The organism is Candidatus Obscuribacterales bacterium (assembly GCA_019744775.1).
GTDB lineage: Bacteria > Cyanobacteriota > Vampirovibrionia > Obscuribacterales > Obscuribacteraceae > SBAT01.
The window spans coordinates 321,969-338,309 of sequence record JAIETZ010000001.1 but is presented as its reverse complement, the minus strand read 5'-3'; the positions used below and the strand labels follow the sequence as shown (position 1 = coordinate 338,309).

Here is a 16,341-nt window from a genome sequence, read left to right as displayed (position 1 = left end):
CTGAAGATTCAAGTGGCGGACATAATTGCAGATTCGAAATTGAGCTATGAGCACGGGGCTTGCGATGAGCCCTTGCTTGGACATACTTTGGGCGCCTGGCTGGATAAGGTAGTCTGCGAAAATGCTCAGGGTGAGGCTCTAGTAAGCCCCAAGCAAGACTTACGCTTTACCTTCAAGCAGTTGAAGGTTCAAGTGGACCTGTTTGCCCGTGGACTTATGAAGCTGGGAATAGCCAAAGGAGACCGCGTCGGCATCTGGTCAACCAACTGTGCCGAATGGGTTATCTGTCAATTTGCTCTGGCAAAAGTCGGAGCCATCCTGGTCAATATAAATCCGGCATACCGCAAAGAAGAATTGCAGTATGTTTTGAAGCAATCGCAAATGAAGTTGCTCATCTGCCGCCCCGGGTTTAAAGACCATGAGTATTTAGAGATGGTAAAAGCCCTGAAGCCGTCTCTTTTAGGTGCCGGACAGGACAGTGAAAAAGCCGACGATATTCTGCCTCTCGAGCAAGTTGTTGTTATTTGCTCAACTAAAAAAATAGAAGGACCGGCGCTTGGTTTTGAGGAAGTTTTGAAAATTGGCGAAGATTTGCCTCAAGCTGAGTTGGAGGCAAGAAGTGAGTCATTGCAGTTCGATGATGCCGTCAATATCCAATACACATCGGGCACAACCGGTTTTCCAAAAGGTGTAACGCTGTCGCACCATAATTTGCTCAACAATGCCTGGTTTGCAGGCCGCGCACTGGAGCTAAACAACAAAACTCGCTATTGCGTAGCTATGCCTTTTTATCATTGTGGTGGCATGGTTACAGGCACCATAATGACGCTTATTCGTGGCGGCTGTGTAGTTGTGCCTAATCCACATTTTGATCCGGAAGCTACTCTTACTGCTGTAGCTGCTGAAAGATGCACGCACTTATGCGGTGTGCCGACGATGTACATCGATCAGCTCGAGCATCCGCAGTTTACCCAGTTTGATTTAACTAGTCTTGTCGGCGGCTTTATGGCAGGGGCTCCTTGCCCAGTCAAACTAATGGAAGAAGTTGCCGACAAAATGCATATGACGAAAGTCGTTATCTTCTACGGACTGACAGAAGCTTCGCCCTTAATTACAGTGACATCGGCTACTGATTCGCTTGAAGTCAGAACAACAACCGTGGGCAGCGTTTTACCGCATGTTGAGTGCAAGGTTGTCGATGCTGAAACAGGTGCATTATTGCCGCGCGGGCAACAAGGTGAAGTTTGCACACGTGGTTATAACGTCATGCTTGGTTATTGGCACAACAAGCAAGCGACAGACGATGCCATAGATGCAGGACGCTGGTTGCACACAGGTGATTTAGGTGTGCTCAATGAAGCCGGTCATCTGAACATCACCGGCCGTAAGAAAGATATGATTATTCGTGGCGGCGAAAATATCTATCCGCGCGAAATTGAAGAAGTCTTGCATGTGCATGAAAAGATTGCGCAAGCACAGATTTTTGGAGTGCCGGACAAGCATTTTGGTGAAGAAGTCTGCGCCTGGATTCAACTCAAAGAAGGAGTTGTTGCTGAGGGAAATGAGATAAAAACCTGGCTTAAGACGCGCGTTGCCCATTTTAAGGTGCCACGCTATGTGAAATTTGTCAGTTCATATCCCAAGACTGTGACAGGCAAGATTCAAAAGTTTGTTATGCGCGATCAGATGATTGCCGAACTCAAGTTGGAATCGGCTGCCTCAGTAACAACTGCCTAGGTGATAAGTGACAGACATTCGGCAAAGCGGCTCATATACAAAACTTGCCAAGCCGATTGTCAAAATTACCTGGCGTCAGAAGGCCTTAAATTACTGGCGTACTACCTGGTATTTTGAGCGGTTAATGATTTTGATTGTTCTGTTGCTTCTCCCATTTGCGGTCTACTCTGCCTGTGATGAGATTACATCTCAATTGGCGATGGTTTCCGAATCAGCCAAACTTGCCGCTACCTTGCGTCAGATAAAAGAACGGGCGCATAAAACGAACACTTGCGCGATATTAGAAGCTCGATTACCTGATCAAAGATTTCCAGCTTCCTACGTGGTTAGATATTTACCCCCCAGTGGCGGTGATAGTCGGATATTTATGCCCAAAGGACTGACGTTGTCGGGTGCAGTTCGTATTGATCCGCAAGGGGTACCGGACGGGCAAGTCTCATTTACAATTCGCCATGGGCTCACCACGAAGCATGTTCTAGTTAGCGAGCAGGGTCTGATTTCCATCCCCTAAAGATTAATATCCTTCAATAATAATCCAATAACCCTTGTGCGTGATGGTTTTCAAGCGATTTTGTGGAATATTGGGTATGGGGTACGGATGTTGCGCCGGACCTTGATTGTTAAGGCGAATATGCGTATGGGACGTAATCTACAGTCTGTACGTTTGAATGCTGGAAATGTCCGGTCGAATTCTGGTATCTATTTGGTTGAGCTTTTAGTAGCGGTTTTTATTTCAAGCCTATTAGCAGCAGCGCTGGCAGAAAATATGTCTCAGACGCTCAAGCTGACAAGCAGCGGACAAAATCAGATTGTTGCGGCAGCTATTGGACAGGAACTTATAGATAACGCCAGAAACACTGACTATGCGGTTTTGTCTGGTTTGGTTGGCAGTACTTATACGCTAAATATCAACAGCTCGAATTCTGGAAATCCGGTAAATACCAGACCTCTAATGCTGGACTTGACTAATTTGGACTGGTCAACGGACGCGGAAAATAACAAGTTTGTCGGCACCGTAACAGAAATGCTAACCAATGCTGGTTGGGGTAGCTATACCGACGCTGCAGGAGCGGTTCTTCCTAATGGTGTCAAAGTAGATATTACGGTCAATTGGACCGAAATTAAGATGAATAAGACCTATACAGTCAGCACGTTTATCTCGCGAAACGGTATTCATAATTGAGAGGTTTTTATGAGTACATTTTTAGCACTAAATAATGCAAGACAGAGGACAAGCGGGCTCTCGCTGGTAGAGATGCTGGTATCAGTAATGATCATTGGCATCATTTCTGCAGGAACAGCCGAACTTTTGTTCATGAACAGTCAAGGCTCGTGGAAATTATTCAACAAGGTGGACAGTCTGAATGCAGCCAGATTAGCTATCGATAGAATTGCTGGTGACGTGAGAATGGGCCGCAATATCGGTGATATTACGCGCGAGCCTGGCGACAATCCGGAAATTAGCGTCGGCTACTTTCCTGCCACTCCAAGTAATCCCATATATGGTGCTGGGCAGGCTCCAGCTGGCGGATGGCCAGGCTCGCCTTGGCCCAGTCATCCATATACCATTTCCAACACCTGTTTGATAATACAGGTTCCAATTTTTGACTCGAATGGTTTTCCCCAAAAAATTGGAACGCTGGATAATACGGATACCTACGTCTATCAAGTTTTACCTGATAGCACTGATCCAGGCACGTTTATGTTGCAGGTGGCCAGCTTTCCCGGCAATAACTCAACCAGACCAGTGTTGAATCCACCAAGAACGCTTTTGCGGGGAATAATTGGTCCTATGGATAATGCGACCGAAACCCCCAAGACGTTTCAGTTTTTGACCAGTGCTGGTATACCGCAAGACACGGTGCTAGCCGATCAAATGTCGAATTACACAGGAGTAATAGTCAATTTTGAATTACGGCGGCATGAGTCAGTGCAAGCGAGAAATCGAAGCACGATTGGAATCAAGAGCGAGATTTTCTTGCGCAACAACACTCTTACAACAATCTAGGAGGGTTGAGATAACAAACAAAATGGGTCAGTTAGTGATGTTGAAACCAGTAGTAAGGCGATCTGCAGGGATCTAGCTCATTATAGTTTGCTTATTATGAGAGCAATTATAAGTTGACAAGAGGTATGTGTAATAGGCTGGAAGTAGACGGTTGATGTCTTGGGAAGCCAGGAGAGGGGACCGGTGAGAACAGTTCTGAAACGGCTCAATAATAAAGCGGGGGACATTTGTAGAAAGGTCTCTGCTTTAATGCAAGCTTCAGAGCATAATCCGAATGCCAAACCTAAGAGGGTGAAAGGTTCGAATCGAGATGACGGTTATTCGATAGTCGCTGTCACTGTTTTTAGCGTTGTAGCTGGTGCGTGGATGCTTATGACTGCGTCGGTGTCATTACCAGTCATACAAAAAGCGGCAGAATTCCGCTATTGGTCAACTGTCCGTAGCTCTGCCGAGGCTGGGTTGGATTATGTAGCTGCTCAATTGGATTCAAATTTCAAAGCAGGTACAGTTTCGTCGTTTGATGATACCACTGTCGATGGTACGGCCAAAGTCAGTGCTGTGCCGGCAAGTGTCATTGGAACATATGCAACCGTAAATGTCTCAGTCAATAATGTGCGACCACCGACGACTTCGTCTGTTTACAATACTGCTTTTGATGATACGCTGACAAACAATTCTGTCGGGAGTGTGAACCGGTACAGGGTTATTTCATCAACTGCTACATATGCTGGATTAAGTTCAACTGTGAGAATTATTGTCAGACCTGATTTGAATGGCTTACCTGCTACGACAACGACAACGACAACAACAACAGGTCCTACGAGTACGAGTACTATGCCGTTTTTTAATTATGCGATTTTTTCAGATGGCGCCATGTTGGCTTCCGGTAATATGAGTACTGATGCTTACGACTCAAGAAACGGGGCCTATGGTGGGACAAATAGAAATAACTATAGGGGCGACGTAGGCTCCAACACAAGTGCCACAATTGGTGCTAATTCGAATATTGGCGGCAATTTAGTAGTCACCTCATTGCCCAAAGGAAGTACCACTGCAGTCGTGGCAACCAGATCTGCCAACGCAGTGGTGCAAAATCAATTGAAGGTGAATGGCGTTACAAGTGGATTTACTGGTACAAATGGACCTACACCGGGCGGTAGTGATACTGTTAAAGCTCTTGAATTTGGCACACCAAGATCCGGCGACTACACAACCCCCATAGATAAGTCTTTAACTTCAAATCAGATTACCCTGTCACCTGCGCCCAGCGCGCCATCCGGCGCGTACAATGTAGGAGCAATCAATGTCTCTGGTAACGGCAAGGTTATTGTTCGCAATAACGCCGCCCCGGTCAGTTCAATAAATGTGTCAGCGAATAACACTATTTATATTCCTCCGGGTAACTATAAGGCTACATCGTTGTCAATTTCAGGCAACGGACAAATTCAGTTGGAAAGTAATGTCAGTACGGATGTGGTTATTAGCCTCGAAGGTAATACGGCCGGCAGCACGGTTATCTCGCTGGGTGGTAATGGTGTTTCTAATGCGACGCAAATTCCTTCTAAATTTCAAGTTGTCACAAATAGCTCCAAAAGTACCAGTATCACCGGCAATGCCGATTTTCGTGGTGTCATTTATGCACCCTCTTCTCCGATAACCATAGGTGGCAATGGTAGCGTATATGGCGCAATAGTTGGAAAACAAGTTACATCAACTGGTAATGCCACTGTTCATTTTGATTTAGCTCTAGCTGATGGTACGTATGCTAATACCCACAACTTGGGTGCCACCGTGACCATTCCTGGTCAAGAGATAACCATTACTACTACTACACCCACTCTTGTGAATTCGCTCAAAACTGTTAGTTGGGAAGAGCGCTAAGGCAGAGAGTTCTAAATTACCGCTTATCTAAGCAAGTGGTAACTCTTAGGGGGGACGCTTCCAGTGAACTGCTGATCTATGCTGGAAGTACTGATGAAGTAGGCGGTCGCAATCGTTTTTCATTCAGATAGGGGCTGAATGAAAGGGTCGTGCGCGGTTGCGACCGGCCATTTTTTTGTATCAGACTAAGCGGTGGCATATGCGTATGCAGTTCTTGTTTGACAGGCGCAATAGACGGGCTCAGAATGGATATAGTTTAGTAGCGGTGTCCGTATTTTCTATTGTGGTAGCCACCTGGCTAATGGCTACGGCCAGCATCGTTATCCCTACGTATCAGAAGGGATCCGAGCTTGGATATTGGTCCATAGTTAGGAGTTCTGCGGAGGCTGGTCTGGATTACGTGGTCTCTCAGCTGGATACCGCATTTAAGAACGGTACGATTTCAAACTATGATGATGTAAGCCTTGATGGCGCGCCGCACGTATCGCAGGTGCCCGCCAGTGTGGTAGGTAGTGCAGCTCTTGTAACTGTGTCGGTGAATAATGTAAGAGCACCATCTACGGCCTCTGTTTGGAAAAGTCAGCTTGATGATCAATTGGCCGGCAATGTGGTATCAAATACCAACTGTTTCAGAGTGATTGCAGCTACTTCTAATTATGCTGGGCTGACTTCAACCGTACGCATAGTCATTGCACCTATGTTGAAACAAGTAACTACGGTACCTGCTACCACACCATTTTTTTCCTATGCTCTTTACTCTCAAAATGCTCTCAGCGCTTCCGGTAATATGATTACGGATGCTTATGATTCTAGAAATGGTGCATATGGTGCGAGTAATCATAATAATTATCTAGGTGATGTTGGTTCTAATACCAGCGTTAATCTGTCTGGTAATACCCATATTGGGGGCAATTTGATTGTCGCTTCTTTGCCAAAGGGAAGCACAACAGCTACTGTTGCAACTAGAAGCGGTAATGCTATTGTTGAAAATCAAATCAAGGCTAATGGGATGACCAGCGGTTTTACAGCCACTGTCGGACCAGCACCTGGTGGCAGCGATAATGTTAAAGCTCTTGAAGCAGGCACTCCTCGCAGCGGTGATTATACAACACCAATTGATAAGTCTCTAAGTCAGGATCAGGTCAGCTTGACTGTAGCTCCTAGTTCGCCTGATGGTTCATATAATGTCGGTGCTGTTAATATTTCTGGCAATGGGAAAGTAATAGTAAGAAATGGTGTTGCGCCGGTAAGTTCGATTAATGTCAGTGCTAATAACACGCTCTATATCCCGCCTGGCAAATATAAAGCAAGTTCATTTAGTGTTACTGGTAATGGACAGTTGCAAATTGAAAGCAATGTCTCAACCAATACTGTTGTTTATTTAGAAGGGAACTCCGCCGGCTCGACAGTCGTTCAGATTGCTGGAAATGGAATGAGTAATGCCACAAATATTCCGGCGAAATTTCAAATATTTACTAATAGTTCCAAAAGTGTTTCATTATCGGGAAATGCGGACTTTAAAGGTGTAATCTATGCGCCATCAGCCAGCATCTCTGTGAGCGGAAATGGCACCGTTTATGGCTCGATAGTTGGCAAATCAATTACCTCTTCCGGTAATGGCAATATCCATTTTGATCTAGCTTTGAAAGATTCTTCCTATGCTGCAGTCAATACGATTGGCTATGTGCCTGCTAGCGGCTCGGGTAGCAATTATGTAGTTAACGGTCTTACAACTGTCAGCTGGGAAGAATTCTAGTAATTCGGCATGCTTGGATCTATGTCTTTGGCCCAGGCAAGAATGCCGCCATCTAGGTTTGCCACGTCTTTGTAGCCGGAGGCAGTAAGGAATTGGCAGGCACGTTCTGAGCGCTTGCCTGAGCGGCAATAAACAACAATCTCAGAGTCTTTGTTGGATAACTCGTTTACTCGGGCAGGTAATTCGCCTAGAGGAATATGTTTGATATTTGATAGTTTGCAGACGGCAAGTTCATTTGCTTCACGGACATCCAATAACAAAAGATCCGGATTGGTTTTAATGCGCTCTTGAAGAGCCTTGGCAGAGATTTCTTTTACGCCGCTTGCAAAGTTCATGGTCGCCCTCACTTGGATAGAAGGCTTATCCTAGCAAGGACATTTGCTGCTATCCAGTCGACTGATTTAACCAATAGCCTCGGTGGCTACTCCCAGATGAGCTTATGAGCCAGACTTGGGCCAATGCCGAAATAGCGTTTTAAGAGATGCGGCTTTGTCTCTGTTTCGATGATAAAACCAGGGCTTACATACTTATTCCAGGCTGCTTCAAAGGTTTCACGCCCTTTTTCTGAGCGGGCAAGCACCTTGGGAATGGCATGGTAGGAGGCAATATAGGGCTCGCATTTGCCTGCCAAGTATGATTTGAAAAATCTTTCTACCGGGTCCTTTGTTTGTGTGGAAATTGGCTTGGGAATTTCTTTCGTTCCATCTGAAGACTCTTCTTGTTTTTCCAGGACTTCGATTGGTTCGACAGGTTCAAGTGAGTACTCGTATTTGGGCATAATGTAAGGCTGATTATTGAGAGGTGCCATAGTCTCTTCAAATGCAGCGGCGAAAATATCTGCATGTACTTCTTCTGCCTCATCTAAAAATACGCGAAACGAGCCGTCAGATCTTCTAGTGACTGTGACTGCTTTATGCTCCAGGTAATTGGGCAGCAGGCGCATCTGCTGCAGCGCAGAAAATACAGCTAATGCCATGTCCTTAAGAGAAGATTCTTGCGTGTTTGGTTGGCAGACTTGTGCTTTGAGCCTATCGTATAAAGACGAGTGTTTTCTTATTGCTATTACCAAAGAAAAGACTAAAGGCAAGGCGGCGGCAAACACAAGAATGCCATACGAGGTAAGCATATAAGCAAGAATAGCGGAGACTGCGCTGCCAATGCCTAGATATTCCAGCCAGATGCCGTTTAAATGTGAGCGCAGGTACTTGATGTGTTCTTTGTAGGGCAAGTCTTGTCTTATGTGAGGCGGAGTGAGAGCCATTTTCTTCAATCGAGTAAGCTCGACACAGCCAAGCGATTTGTTGGCATAAGGTTGTCCAACTTTCCAGAGATCATAAATACCATCGCGGGCAAGAGCGCGCAAATTCATCTCGGTATTTAGTTCTTCTGAAGAGGCAAAAACATCAGCTGGTGTTAGTTCGGAAAATGCCGGATGCACGTGGCCTACACCGCATTCAATTTGTCCGTCGTCGGCAATACCAAAATAGCCATCGTGCTTGCGCACAAAGCGGCTGTAGTCGTTTAGTCCTTTTTCCAGTTGCGGCGCCACACAGACAACATCCCAGTTGTTGGCTACTTTGCGCCCACCTAGAGGATCGTTAGTGTTGATACGCAATGAACGACCACGCAATTGTTTGACTGATACAGGGGAAGTTGTTGTTGTCAGATCAATCAGTGTATTTAACGCCTGACTGTCCCATCCTTCGCCAAATAAGCCACGCGTGCCTATAAGACATTTGGATAATCCACGCTCAAACAATTCTGTGGCCAGACCTACGTAAAGCCTTGTTTCCCAAGCGCTGGAATTACCTGTTATTTCACAGTAACCAAATTCATCATTGTCTATTTTTGAGAGTGCTAGTTTAAGACCTTCTTGTTTTACGTATTGCTCAGCTGCTGTCAGAAATTGCTCGCCAATACGCTTATCTACAAGAAGAAGTGAGCCGGTAACCAGACAAGGATTTACAAATTCAGCAATAGGCTCCTTGAGTAATTCATGGAAGACACCGATTGCGCCGCCTGATTCGGCAGTGAGGACGCCTTTTAGACTCTTTGTCTCAAGCGCGGACATGCGCTCAAAGTCAGTGACGACAGCTGCACGCAAGCGGTCATCCAGACTTCTGTATTCCAGGTTCAATATTTCCGCAACCGCATGAGCCTTGTTCTTGCTGAAAGCAAGCACCCTGTCCACAGGCGATGCTTGTTTGCGAATGCCTTGTTCTGTTAGAGCATAACCAAGTTTGCGTACTGCTGATTTAATTACCTGGTACATCTCATGGTCGCTTGCTTCTGAACTTATCTTCAATTTGCGCAGTGCATAGTCTTCCAGGATGTTCATCCAGTCATCCAGTAATGGAGACTGGCAAAGTTGTTCGGACAATTCAATGCCTTTGGGTAAGGGCTTCTCCAGACGCCAGAGATATCTTATGCAGGCAGTAGTTAGTTCTCGTTGCCATTCAGGCATATTTTTCTCATCCGAGGACAAAAACTCATCCAGCCTTGCTTGAACCCAAGCAGTTAAAGGCGATTGTTTTTCCTCGCTTCTTCGCTTTGTCAGCTCATCAACTAGAGTATGGAAGTCTTCGTGTTGTAACTCCAAAAATGAATATTCGGTTTCTGTTGGTTGAGTAATATGCACCAGATCCTGAAAGGGAGCCAATCCGCCTTCTTTAACAAGAGCCGGTGTGGGTACTTGGTAGTCAATTTCACCAACTAAAGTTAGATAGCGATTTTCTTGCTGATTGGATTTGCCTTCAGGCGGAGTTCCTGTAAGACCTATGACGACGGCATTGTCTAGGCGCTTAACTAAGTGCGTCATCACAGCGGCCCAGTAGTCGGTTAAGTGGTGGCATTCATCAAAAATCACAAGCGCAAATTTTTGCCGGCGCAAAGATTGCAGAAGTTCCAGCGCATTGTCGTGCAGTACTTCTTTTAAATCCAGCACTTCTGTAAGTCGTCTTCTTAAACGGCTTAAGTGCCGAGAGACTTCGTTTTGATATTCACGAGGATTGTTTTGCATGAGTTCAATCATGCGCAATTCGGCATTCCCTGCTGAAAGACTTTGAGCCCTGCAGATTTCTTCAAGCCAGGATTTGCGTGCCAGGCGCTCTAAATATTCCTGTTCGCGACCGGGAGTGGATAAGACTTGATAGGTTAGGGTGGTTATCGGCTTAAGCGGCATGTCTTCATGAGTGCCTATCAAATCATCCAGGCCGTAAGACTTTAGATGTGGTGGCATGAAGAGTTCAAGTTTTTGTCCCCACTGCGACTGAATGGTGGTGTTGGGACTGACTATCAAACTGGGACACTTAAACTCGGAGACAAGCTGCAAGCCAATAATGGTTTTGCCGGCTCCTGGTGGTGCCACAATGTGCAGCTTGTTTTCACCACGCTTGAGCTTTATTTTGACCAGTTCAAGAATTTCTTGCTGATAACGCCTTAGAGGATACTGAAACGACAGGTCGGCAATTGATATTGCGCTTCCATCGACAGTTTCATTGGCACTTTGCGTGTTGATTACCATGGCCTTTACCAGAAGGGCGCATGCAATGCGCCCCTACAACCTTAATAGAAAACGGTATTAGTGACAAGTAGGTGGCTAATCGCGGTAATTGCCGTAGTGCTCCAGCAAAACATGCACTTGCTCTTTAAAGGTTTTACCGGCTGTCAGTCCTTCTATTTCGTTGGCGCCGGCCAAATCTAAAAGTGCGTTTTGGGCTTGCTTGCGTACCCATTCGATGGGGTGGGCATTAGCGACGATGAACATCGGCGGGATGGCAAGTGCGTGTCTTTCATTTTTTAATTGGTCAATGACTACTTTGACCGAATCAGGGTCTTCGCCTTTCAGCCCATCTATAAGCATGCGGTAAGTTGCTTTGTCGAATTTTTTGTAGGCACTGGAACCAGCTTCCTTGATGAAGCCTTCCAGCTCTCTAAGCATGGTTGTAAATTCGCTCATTTATTGACTTTCTAGTTTGAATTTTTCGACTAATCCAGAGCTTGATAATCAGAAGGCAGCCCGGCATAGTAAATCTGTTCAAAGGCATCTTTGAGTACTATTTCTTCAGGACTTCCTTTGGCGCCGGCGCATAACTCAACTAGTCTCCTTAAGCTTAGAGCCGAGAACTGATCTAAATCTGCAAGCTGTGCTTGACCGCGCTCTGACTCCATTACCTTGAGTACGAAATCAGCAGGCAGGGAATAGAAAGTGTCGACCATCTGCGCATCAAAATGATTGTCGCGACCTGATTCCATAATTTCAGTAACTTTGGTAATTGCCATGCGATTGCGATAGTGTCTGACTGAAGTTAGAGCATCGAAGACATCGGCAACTGTAATGATGCGAGTCAGGTAAGGAATTTCATCGCCTTTAAGTCCACGGTAATAGCCCGAACCATCAAGTTTTTCGTGGTGGCAGGAGGCTACAAAAGGAACTGAAGCCAGTCGCTTGGTAAATGGCAAAGTAATTAAAAGGTCGTAGGTGAATTTGGCATGCTGTTGCACGCAGGAATATTCTTCGGGTGTCAATCTTCCGTTTTTCCACAAAATTGACTCCGGCACACCAATTTTTCCATAGTCATGCATCATTGCTGAATAGCGCAATACGTCAATATTTGGTTGTCCTATAGTTAATGCTTCGGCGATTAATAGGCTGTATTTGGTGACACGCATGGAGTGTCCGGCTGTTAGCGGGTCACGCTTATCAATTGTGCGTGCCAGCATCTCCAGGGTCTTGTCCATAAAGCGTTCCATTTCACTGTACGCTTTGGTTTGTTCAATTAAGCCACCGGCTACAACAGATAGCCCTTGCAACCACTCTAAATCTTCTGCAGCGAAAGGACCGCCTGCTTTGTTTACTGCCTCAAAAACTCCCAATACTTCGCCGCCCGGATTGAGCATCGGCACTGCCAGGACATTTCTTGTAAGCATGCCTGATTGCCTGTCAAATTCAGGGTCAAAACGGTTGTCGCTGTATGCCGTATCTATTTTTACCGTTTCGGCATTTCTTGCACACAGCCCAACTACGCTTGTCGAGGACAAAGGCAGCTTAACTACAGTTGGTTCGTGGTTAGGACCGTCATCGTAGTGTGTTGTCCAGAGTTCACCATTTTCGTTATCTAAAACATACAAAGAAGCACGGTCGCATTTCAAAATTGCCTTTGTTTCGCGACTAATGAGAGATAAGAGCGAATCAAGATTGCGCTCGGATGCCATTGCTCTAACCAGTCTGTAGAGACCGGATACGGGGCGCAAATGTTCGACTTCTTGCTGCAAGGATAGAATTTTGATTTCTCTTTCAATCAATTCCACTTCGCGCCCGGCAAGGTCAGATGCGGCAGGAGCCTCGTTTATCTTTGGACGGTTATTTTTCTTGGATTTTTCATTTACTTGTCTGGGCTCAGACTGAAACAAACGCCTACGCGCATCAAGATTGACAGGATTGTTTGCGTTTTGACCCTGTCTTCTTGTGGGATCGTTAGCGGCAGGCTCTTTGGCCATTTTGGCTTTCCTGTAGTAAGTGCCAATACAGTGGGTTTAGCCCTGGGAGCTATATACCCAGTGAGAGCTTAGTTCTCAAGCTGAGAGGGGAATTCTCAGGTGCTCAACTCTCGGCTAAGCGGGCTTGGCGGGCTATCAAGCCCATACAAGTAACTTAGTTGCCACTAATATACGCTTTTTTAAGAATGTGAACAGGCCTTTACTCAGGATTTAATCCGGACTAGTCTTCGCCATCTTGTGGGAAGCGCGGGTAGTGCGGAATTCCTAGATCAAGCCGGCGCCAGAAGAGAAGCCAGGCGCGACCGATCACCCGCTTTTCATCCAGGAAGCCCCATACGTGGCTGTCTTCGGAATTGTTGCGGTTGTCGCCCATCATAAATAGTTGGCCGGCAGGCACGACAATTTGGTCTTTGCTCTGACCATATGGACGTATTGCACCACCTGTGGACGAGCGTCCGCCAATGTCTTCCATCGTCGTCAAGTCATAATTGGGCTTTTCTTTGATATAAGACGACTCATCCAAGAGTTCGCCGTTAATGAAGACGCCGACCCCTCTTTGAATTCTTAAACTGTCTCCCGGCAGACCAATTACTCGTTTAATAAAAGCCGGCTCGTTTGGCAAAAAGGGCAGACCCGTTAAGCGACCCAGAATATAGCGAGGGTCATTACTTAAATCGCGTCCGCCCATTTCAATTGGTGGCGGATAGAAAACCAAAATGTCGCCACGCTGAATTGGTTTGCCCAGGTGGCCGGAAAGTTTTTCCACAAGTAAGCGGTCTTCAATTTGCAGGGTCGGCTCCATCGAAGAAGACGGAATGTAGCGAGCTTCTGCAAACAACCAACGAATAACAATGAGCAAAACAAGGGTGACAACAACCAGTTCTACCATTTCCTTGATGAAGCCTTTAAGACCACCGGCTTTACGAGCTTCTATTTTTTGGCTGGAGACCTTTTGAGATTCGGTCTGAGTCTTTGCCGTTGGTTCTACGGGTTCCATAAAACGAGTTTGTACCTCAACTAGTTATTTTGATAGTTTTACTTGGTTAAATTGGTTGCAGCAGTTTTTCCGCTATTGGCTGTAATCATTTTGTCTTGTCCATTGGACAGGATTTCTTTGAGAGCGTCGGCGTATTTGTGCAAGTCTTTTACGCTATTCATTTCAGTGACAGTGATGAGAATTGCCTTTTCCAGATGCGGATAGTTTAGGCTTACGGCAATGCCTCCAAGCACACCCTTCTTCTGCAATTGCTGCAGAATTAGTGTGGCCGGTTTTGTTGTCTCAATGAGAAATTCATTGAAGAACGGTTTGGCAAAAGAAAGTTTTACTCCATCAATTGCTGTAAGCAGCTCTTGCAAATAATGCGCGCGTCTTACGCTTATTTCCGACAACTGCCTAAGTCCAATTGGTCCCATCAAGACAAGATAGACGAGCATGGAAAGAGCATTTAGTGCCTGGTTGGTGCAAATGTTTGAAGTTGCCTTAGCACGGCGAATATGTTGTTCGCGGGTCTGCAATGTCAGCGTATAAGCGCGCTTTCCTTCCGAATCAACGGTCATGCCGCAAATTCTTCCGGGTAGCTGTCTGACAAAATCCTTACGGCAAGCTAGATATCCGGCAGACGGACCGCCAAATGATAAGAAATTACCGCATGGTTGCGCATCGCCAATAACTATATCGGCACCAAACTCTGATGGTGGCGTCAGAAGTCCAAGTGAGATTGGTTCGCTTACGACAACAAGCAGGGCTCCTTTTTCCTTGGCCTTTTTGCTTATTGCTTGAAGATCTTCCAAAATGCCGAAGTAATTGCTGTATTGCACAATCACGCAGGATGCATCGTCAGCAATTTCAAACTTGTCGGACAAGTAGCCATCCGGTGTCGCAAGTGTGTCAAACTGCAGTCCGCAAGATTGGGCATAAGTCTTGGTCACTTTCTGGTATTCAGGATTGACCGATTGAGCAACATAGATATGCTGTCTGTCAGTTAGACGGCAAGCCATAAGAGCAGCTTCGGCGCAGGCTGTTGGTCCGTCATACAATGAAGCGTTAGCAACATCCATTCCTGTTAAAAGGCAAATGGCAGTTTGAAATTCATAGATTGTCTGGAGCGTGCCTTGACTTACTTCCGGTTGGTAAGGCGTGTAAGCAGTGGCAAATTCAGAGCGAGAAACAATTGATTCTAGAGCAGCTGGAGTATAACGGCGGTATGAGCCGCCACCAAGGAAGGAAGCTTGCCTTGATGCTGGTGTGTTTTTAGCAGCTAACTGAGTAATTGTTTCGCGTACTTCAATTTCGGAAAGACTGTCTTGAAGAGCCAATTCCTTGATGCGAATTTCTTTGGGAATATGTTTTATCAATTCCTCAAAGCTATTAACGCCAATTGTTTTGAGCATTTCTTGCCGATCTTTTGTTGTGTGCGGCAAATAGGGGACGTTCTGGCTCTCACTCATTTGTTGTCCTCAGTTGTCCTAGCTTTTAGCTATATCTCTAAAACCAAATACAAAGTTACATTAATACATTAGGCGGTAGGCTCGCCGTTAGTTTCTTTTTACATCAAACTTGGAAACCAGCTATCTTGAGCCATACATTCATCATAATATGGTCGCATGAAAGTTATTGTTGGGCTTGGCAATCCAGGGCTTGAATACTACTTCACAAGACACAATGCCGGTTTTGCCGTCATTGATGAAGTCGGCCGATTGAAAGATTCAGTTGGCGCGCAATTTGCCAACAAGAAGAATTTGTACTGTGACATGGCCAAAATCGATTTGTCAGGAGTCGAAGTTCTTCTTGTTAAACCAGTTACCTATATGAATGATTCCGGCAAGTCGGTACGAGCAGTTCTTAACTGGTTCAAGCTTGAACCAAAGGATTTGTTGGTTATTCATGACGATGTTTCATTGCCGCTTGGTCGCATTCGCGTGCAGGCTCAAGGTGGTGCCGGTGGGCAACATGGAGTGGAATCCATAATTCAACAATTAGGCGGACAAGGTTTTGACAGAATAAAAGTTGGCGTTGGACCTGACCCTGGTGGCGATGTGCGCGGCAAATATGTTTTGCAAGTAGAACCAAATTCCCATCTTTATAACCGCTGCATAAAGTATGCCGCTCAGGCAGCAAATGGTTGGCTGACAGTAGGTGCCGTGGAAGCAGCCAACAAATTCAATGGACTTGATTTGGCTGCCTCTGAAATTCAGTAGAAGCAAAGAGATTTTCAGTGGATATCGAAATGGATCTGAGTGGGTTGCAGGCTGGAAAAAATAATCTCCTCGTAAGTTATTTTTGTATCAATTTGTTGCTGCAAAGATGTAGCTGACGACACTCAAATCAAGCGAGCTGATACCTTGTCGGCAAAGCATTTTGGATCTACTGGCAAGTTGGCCAAGTTGGCTAAGCTAGCTGTTTTGAGATAGCGCAGTTGCTTATATTACGCATGCAAAGAATTCATCTCTTAACAAGGGT

At 45.8% G+C, this 16,341-nt stretch carries 13 protein-coding genes; 7 read left to right on the top strand and 6 right to left on the bottom strand.

Features of this window, described 5'->3' with window-relative positions; all coding sequences use genetic code 11:
* Window positions 1-12: 12 nt before the first annotated feature.
* The 6 genes from K2Y22_01385 (at window position 13) to K2Y22_01360 (ending at window position 7,382) form a co-directional block, all read left to right on the top strand.
* Window positions 13-1,737 (top strand): AMP-binding protein, encoded by a 1,725-nt coding sequence (locus K2Y22_01385; protein MBX9877086.1) that lies wholly within the window; start codon window positions 13-15, stop codon window positions 1,735-1,737.
* A 7-nt stretch (window positions 1,738-1,744) separates the two neighbouring features.
* Window positions 1,745-2,248, top strand: coding sequence for a hypothetical protein (locus K2Y22_01380; GenBank protein MBX9877085.1), 504 nt, complete (start codon window positions 1,745-1,747; stop codon window positions 2,246-2,248).
* 126 nt (window positions 2,249-2,374) lie between these two features.
* Entirely contained in the window at window positions 2,375-2,920 is a 546-nt protein-coding gene (locus tag K2Y22_01375) for a type II secretion system GspH family protein (GenBank protein MBX9877084.1), read from the top strand.
* A 9-nt stretch (window positions 2,921-2,929) separates the two neighbouring features.
* On the top strand, window positions 2,930-3,745 hold the full coding sequence (locus tag K2Y22_01370) for a prepilin-type N-terminal cleavage/methylation domain-containing protein (protein ID MBX9877083.1): 816 nt from the start codon (window positions 2,930-2,932) through the stop codon (window positions 3,743-3,745).
* Window positions 3,746-3,994: 249 nt separating this feature from the next.
* On the top strand, window positions 3,995-5,626 hold the full coding sequence (locus tag K2Y22_01365; GenBank protein MBX9877082.1) for a hypothetical protein: 1,632 nt from the start codon (window positions 3,995-3,997) through the stop codon (window positions 5,624-5,626).
* Between the two features lie 301 nt (window positions 5,627-5,927).
* Window positions 5,928-7,382, top strand: a complete 1,455-nt coding sequence (locus tag K2Y22_01360) for a hypothetical protein (GenBank protein MBX9877081.1) — start codon at window positions 5,928-5,930, stop codon at window positions 7,380-7,382.
* On the opposite strand, the gene K2Y22_01355 is transcribed toward K2Y22_01360, so the two are convergent.
* From K2Y22_01355 to gcvPA, 6 genes are all read right to left on the bottom strand, one after another.
* Window positions 7,379-7,717 carry a sulfurtransferase gene (locus K2Y22_01355; protein MBX9877080.1) on the bottom strand — a complete coding sequence of 113 codons (339 nt, stop codon included), beginning with the start codon at window positions 7,715-7,717 and terminating at the stop codon, window positions 7,379-7,381. The genes K2Y22_01360 and K2Y22_01355 overlap by 4 nt on opposite strands.
* A gap of 86 nt (window positions 7,718-7,803) precedes the next feature.
* Entirely contained in the window at window positions 7,804-10,905 is a 3,102-nt protein-coding gene (locus K2Y22_01350) for a DEAD/DEAH box helicase family protein (protein MBX9877079.1), read from the bottom strand.
* A 75-nt stretch (window positions 10,906-10,980) separates the two neighbouring features.
* A complete protein-coding gene (locus K2Y22_01345) occupies window positions 10,981-11,340 on the bottom strand; it encodes a hypothetical protein (GenBank protein ID MBX9877078.1) in 360 nt (119 codons plus the stop codon).
* Between the two features lie 29 nt (window positions 11,341-11,369).
* The gene (locus K2Y22_01340) at window positions 11,370-12,881 is read right to left on the bottom strand and encodes a GAF domain-containing protein (GenBank protein MBX9877077.1); all 1,512 of its coding nucleotides are present in this window, start codon (window positions 12,879-12,881) and stop codon (window positions 11,370-11,372) included.
* 220 nt (window positions 12,882-13,101) lie between these two features.
* Window positions 13,102-13,878 carry a signal peptidase I gene (gene lepB / locus K2Y22_01335; protein MBX9877076.1) on the bottom strand — a complete coding sequence of 259 codons (777 nt, stop codon included), beginning with the start codon at window positions 13,876-13,878 and terminating at the stop codon, window positions 13,102-13,104.
* A 38-nt stretch (window positions 13,879-13,916) separates the two neighbouring features.
* The gene (gene gcvPA, locus K2Y22_01330) at window positions 13,917-15,329 is read right to left on the bottom strand and encodes an aminomethyl-transferring glycine dehydrogenase subunit GcvPA (GenBank protein MBX9877075.1); all 1,413 of its coding nucleotides are present in this window, start codon (window positions 15,327-15,329) and stop codon (window positions 13,917-13,919) included.
* 156 nt (window positions 15,330-15,485) lie between these two features.
* On the opposite strand from gcvPA, the gene pth reads away from it, so the two are divergent.
* Window positions 15,486-16,079, top strand: coding sequence for an aminoacyl-tRNA hydrolase (gene pth / locus K2Y22_01325; GenBank protein MBX9877074.1), 594 nt, complete (start codon window positions 15,486-15,488; stop codon window positions 16,077-16,079).
* Window positions 16,080-16,341 lie beyond the last annotated feature (262 nt).

Coding starts and splice junctions, on each gene's coding strand:
- lepB (MBX9877076.1), bottom strand. CDS start 13,878: ATGGAACCCGTAGAACCAACGGCAAAGACTCAGACCGAATCTCAAAAG.
- K2Y22_01340 (MBX9877077.1), bottom strand. CDS start 12,881: ATGGCCAAAGAGCCTGCCGCTAACGATCCCACAAGAAGACAGGGTCAA.
- K2Y22_01355 (MBX9877080.1), bottom strand. CDS start 7,717: ATGAACTTTGCAAGCGGCGTAAAAGAAATCTCTGCCAAGGCTCTTCAA.
- K2Y22_01375 (MBX9877084.1), top strand. CDS start 2,375: ATGGGACGTAATCTACAGTCTGTACGTTTGAATGCTGGAAATGTCCGG.
- gcvPA (MBX9877075.1), bottom strand. CDS start 15,329: ATGAGTGAGAGCCAGAACGTCCCCTATTTGCCGCACACAACAAAAGAT.
- K2Y22_01360 (MBX9877081.1), top strand. CDS start 5,928: ATGGCTACGGCCAGCATCGTTATCCCTACGTATCAGAAGGGATCCGAG.
- K2Y22_01370 (MBX9877083.1), top strand. CDS start 2,930: ATGAGTACATTTTTAGCACTAAATAATGCAAGACAGAGGACAAGCGGG.
- K2Y22_01345 (MBX9877078.1), bottom strand. CDS start 11,340: ATGAGCGAATTTACAACCATGCTTAGAGAGCTGGAAGGCTTCATCAAG.
- K2Y22_01350 (MBX9877079.1), bottom strand. CDS start 10,905: ATGGTAATCAACACGCAAAGTGCCAATGAAACTGTCGATGGAAGCGCA.
- K2Y22_01365 (MBX9877082.1), top strand. CDS start 3,995: ATGCAAGCTTCAGAGCATAATCCGAATGCCAAACCTAAGAGGGTGAAA.
- pth (MBX9877074.1), top strand. CDS start 15,486: ATGAAAGTTATTGTTGGGCTTGGCAATCCAGGGCTTGAATACTACTTC.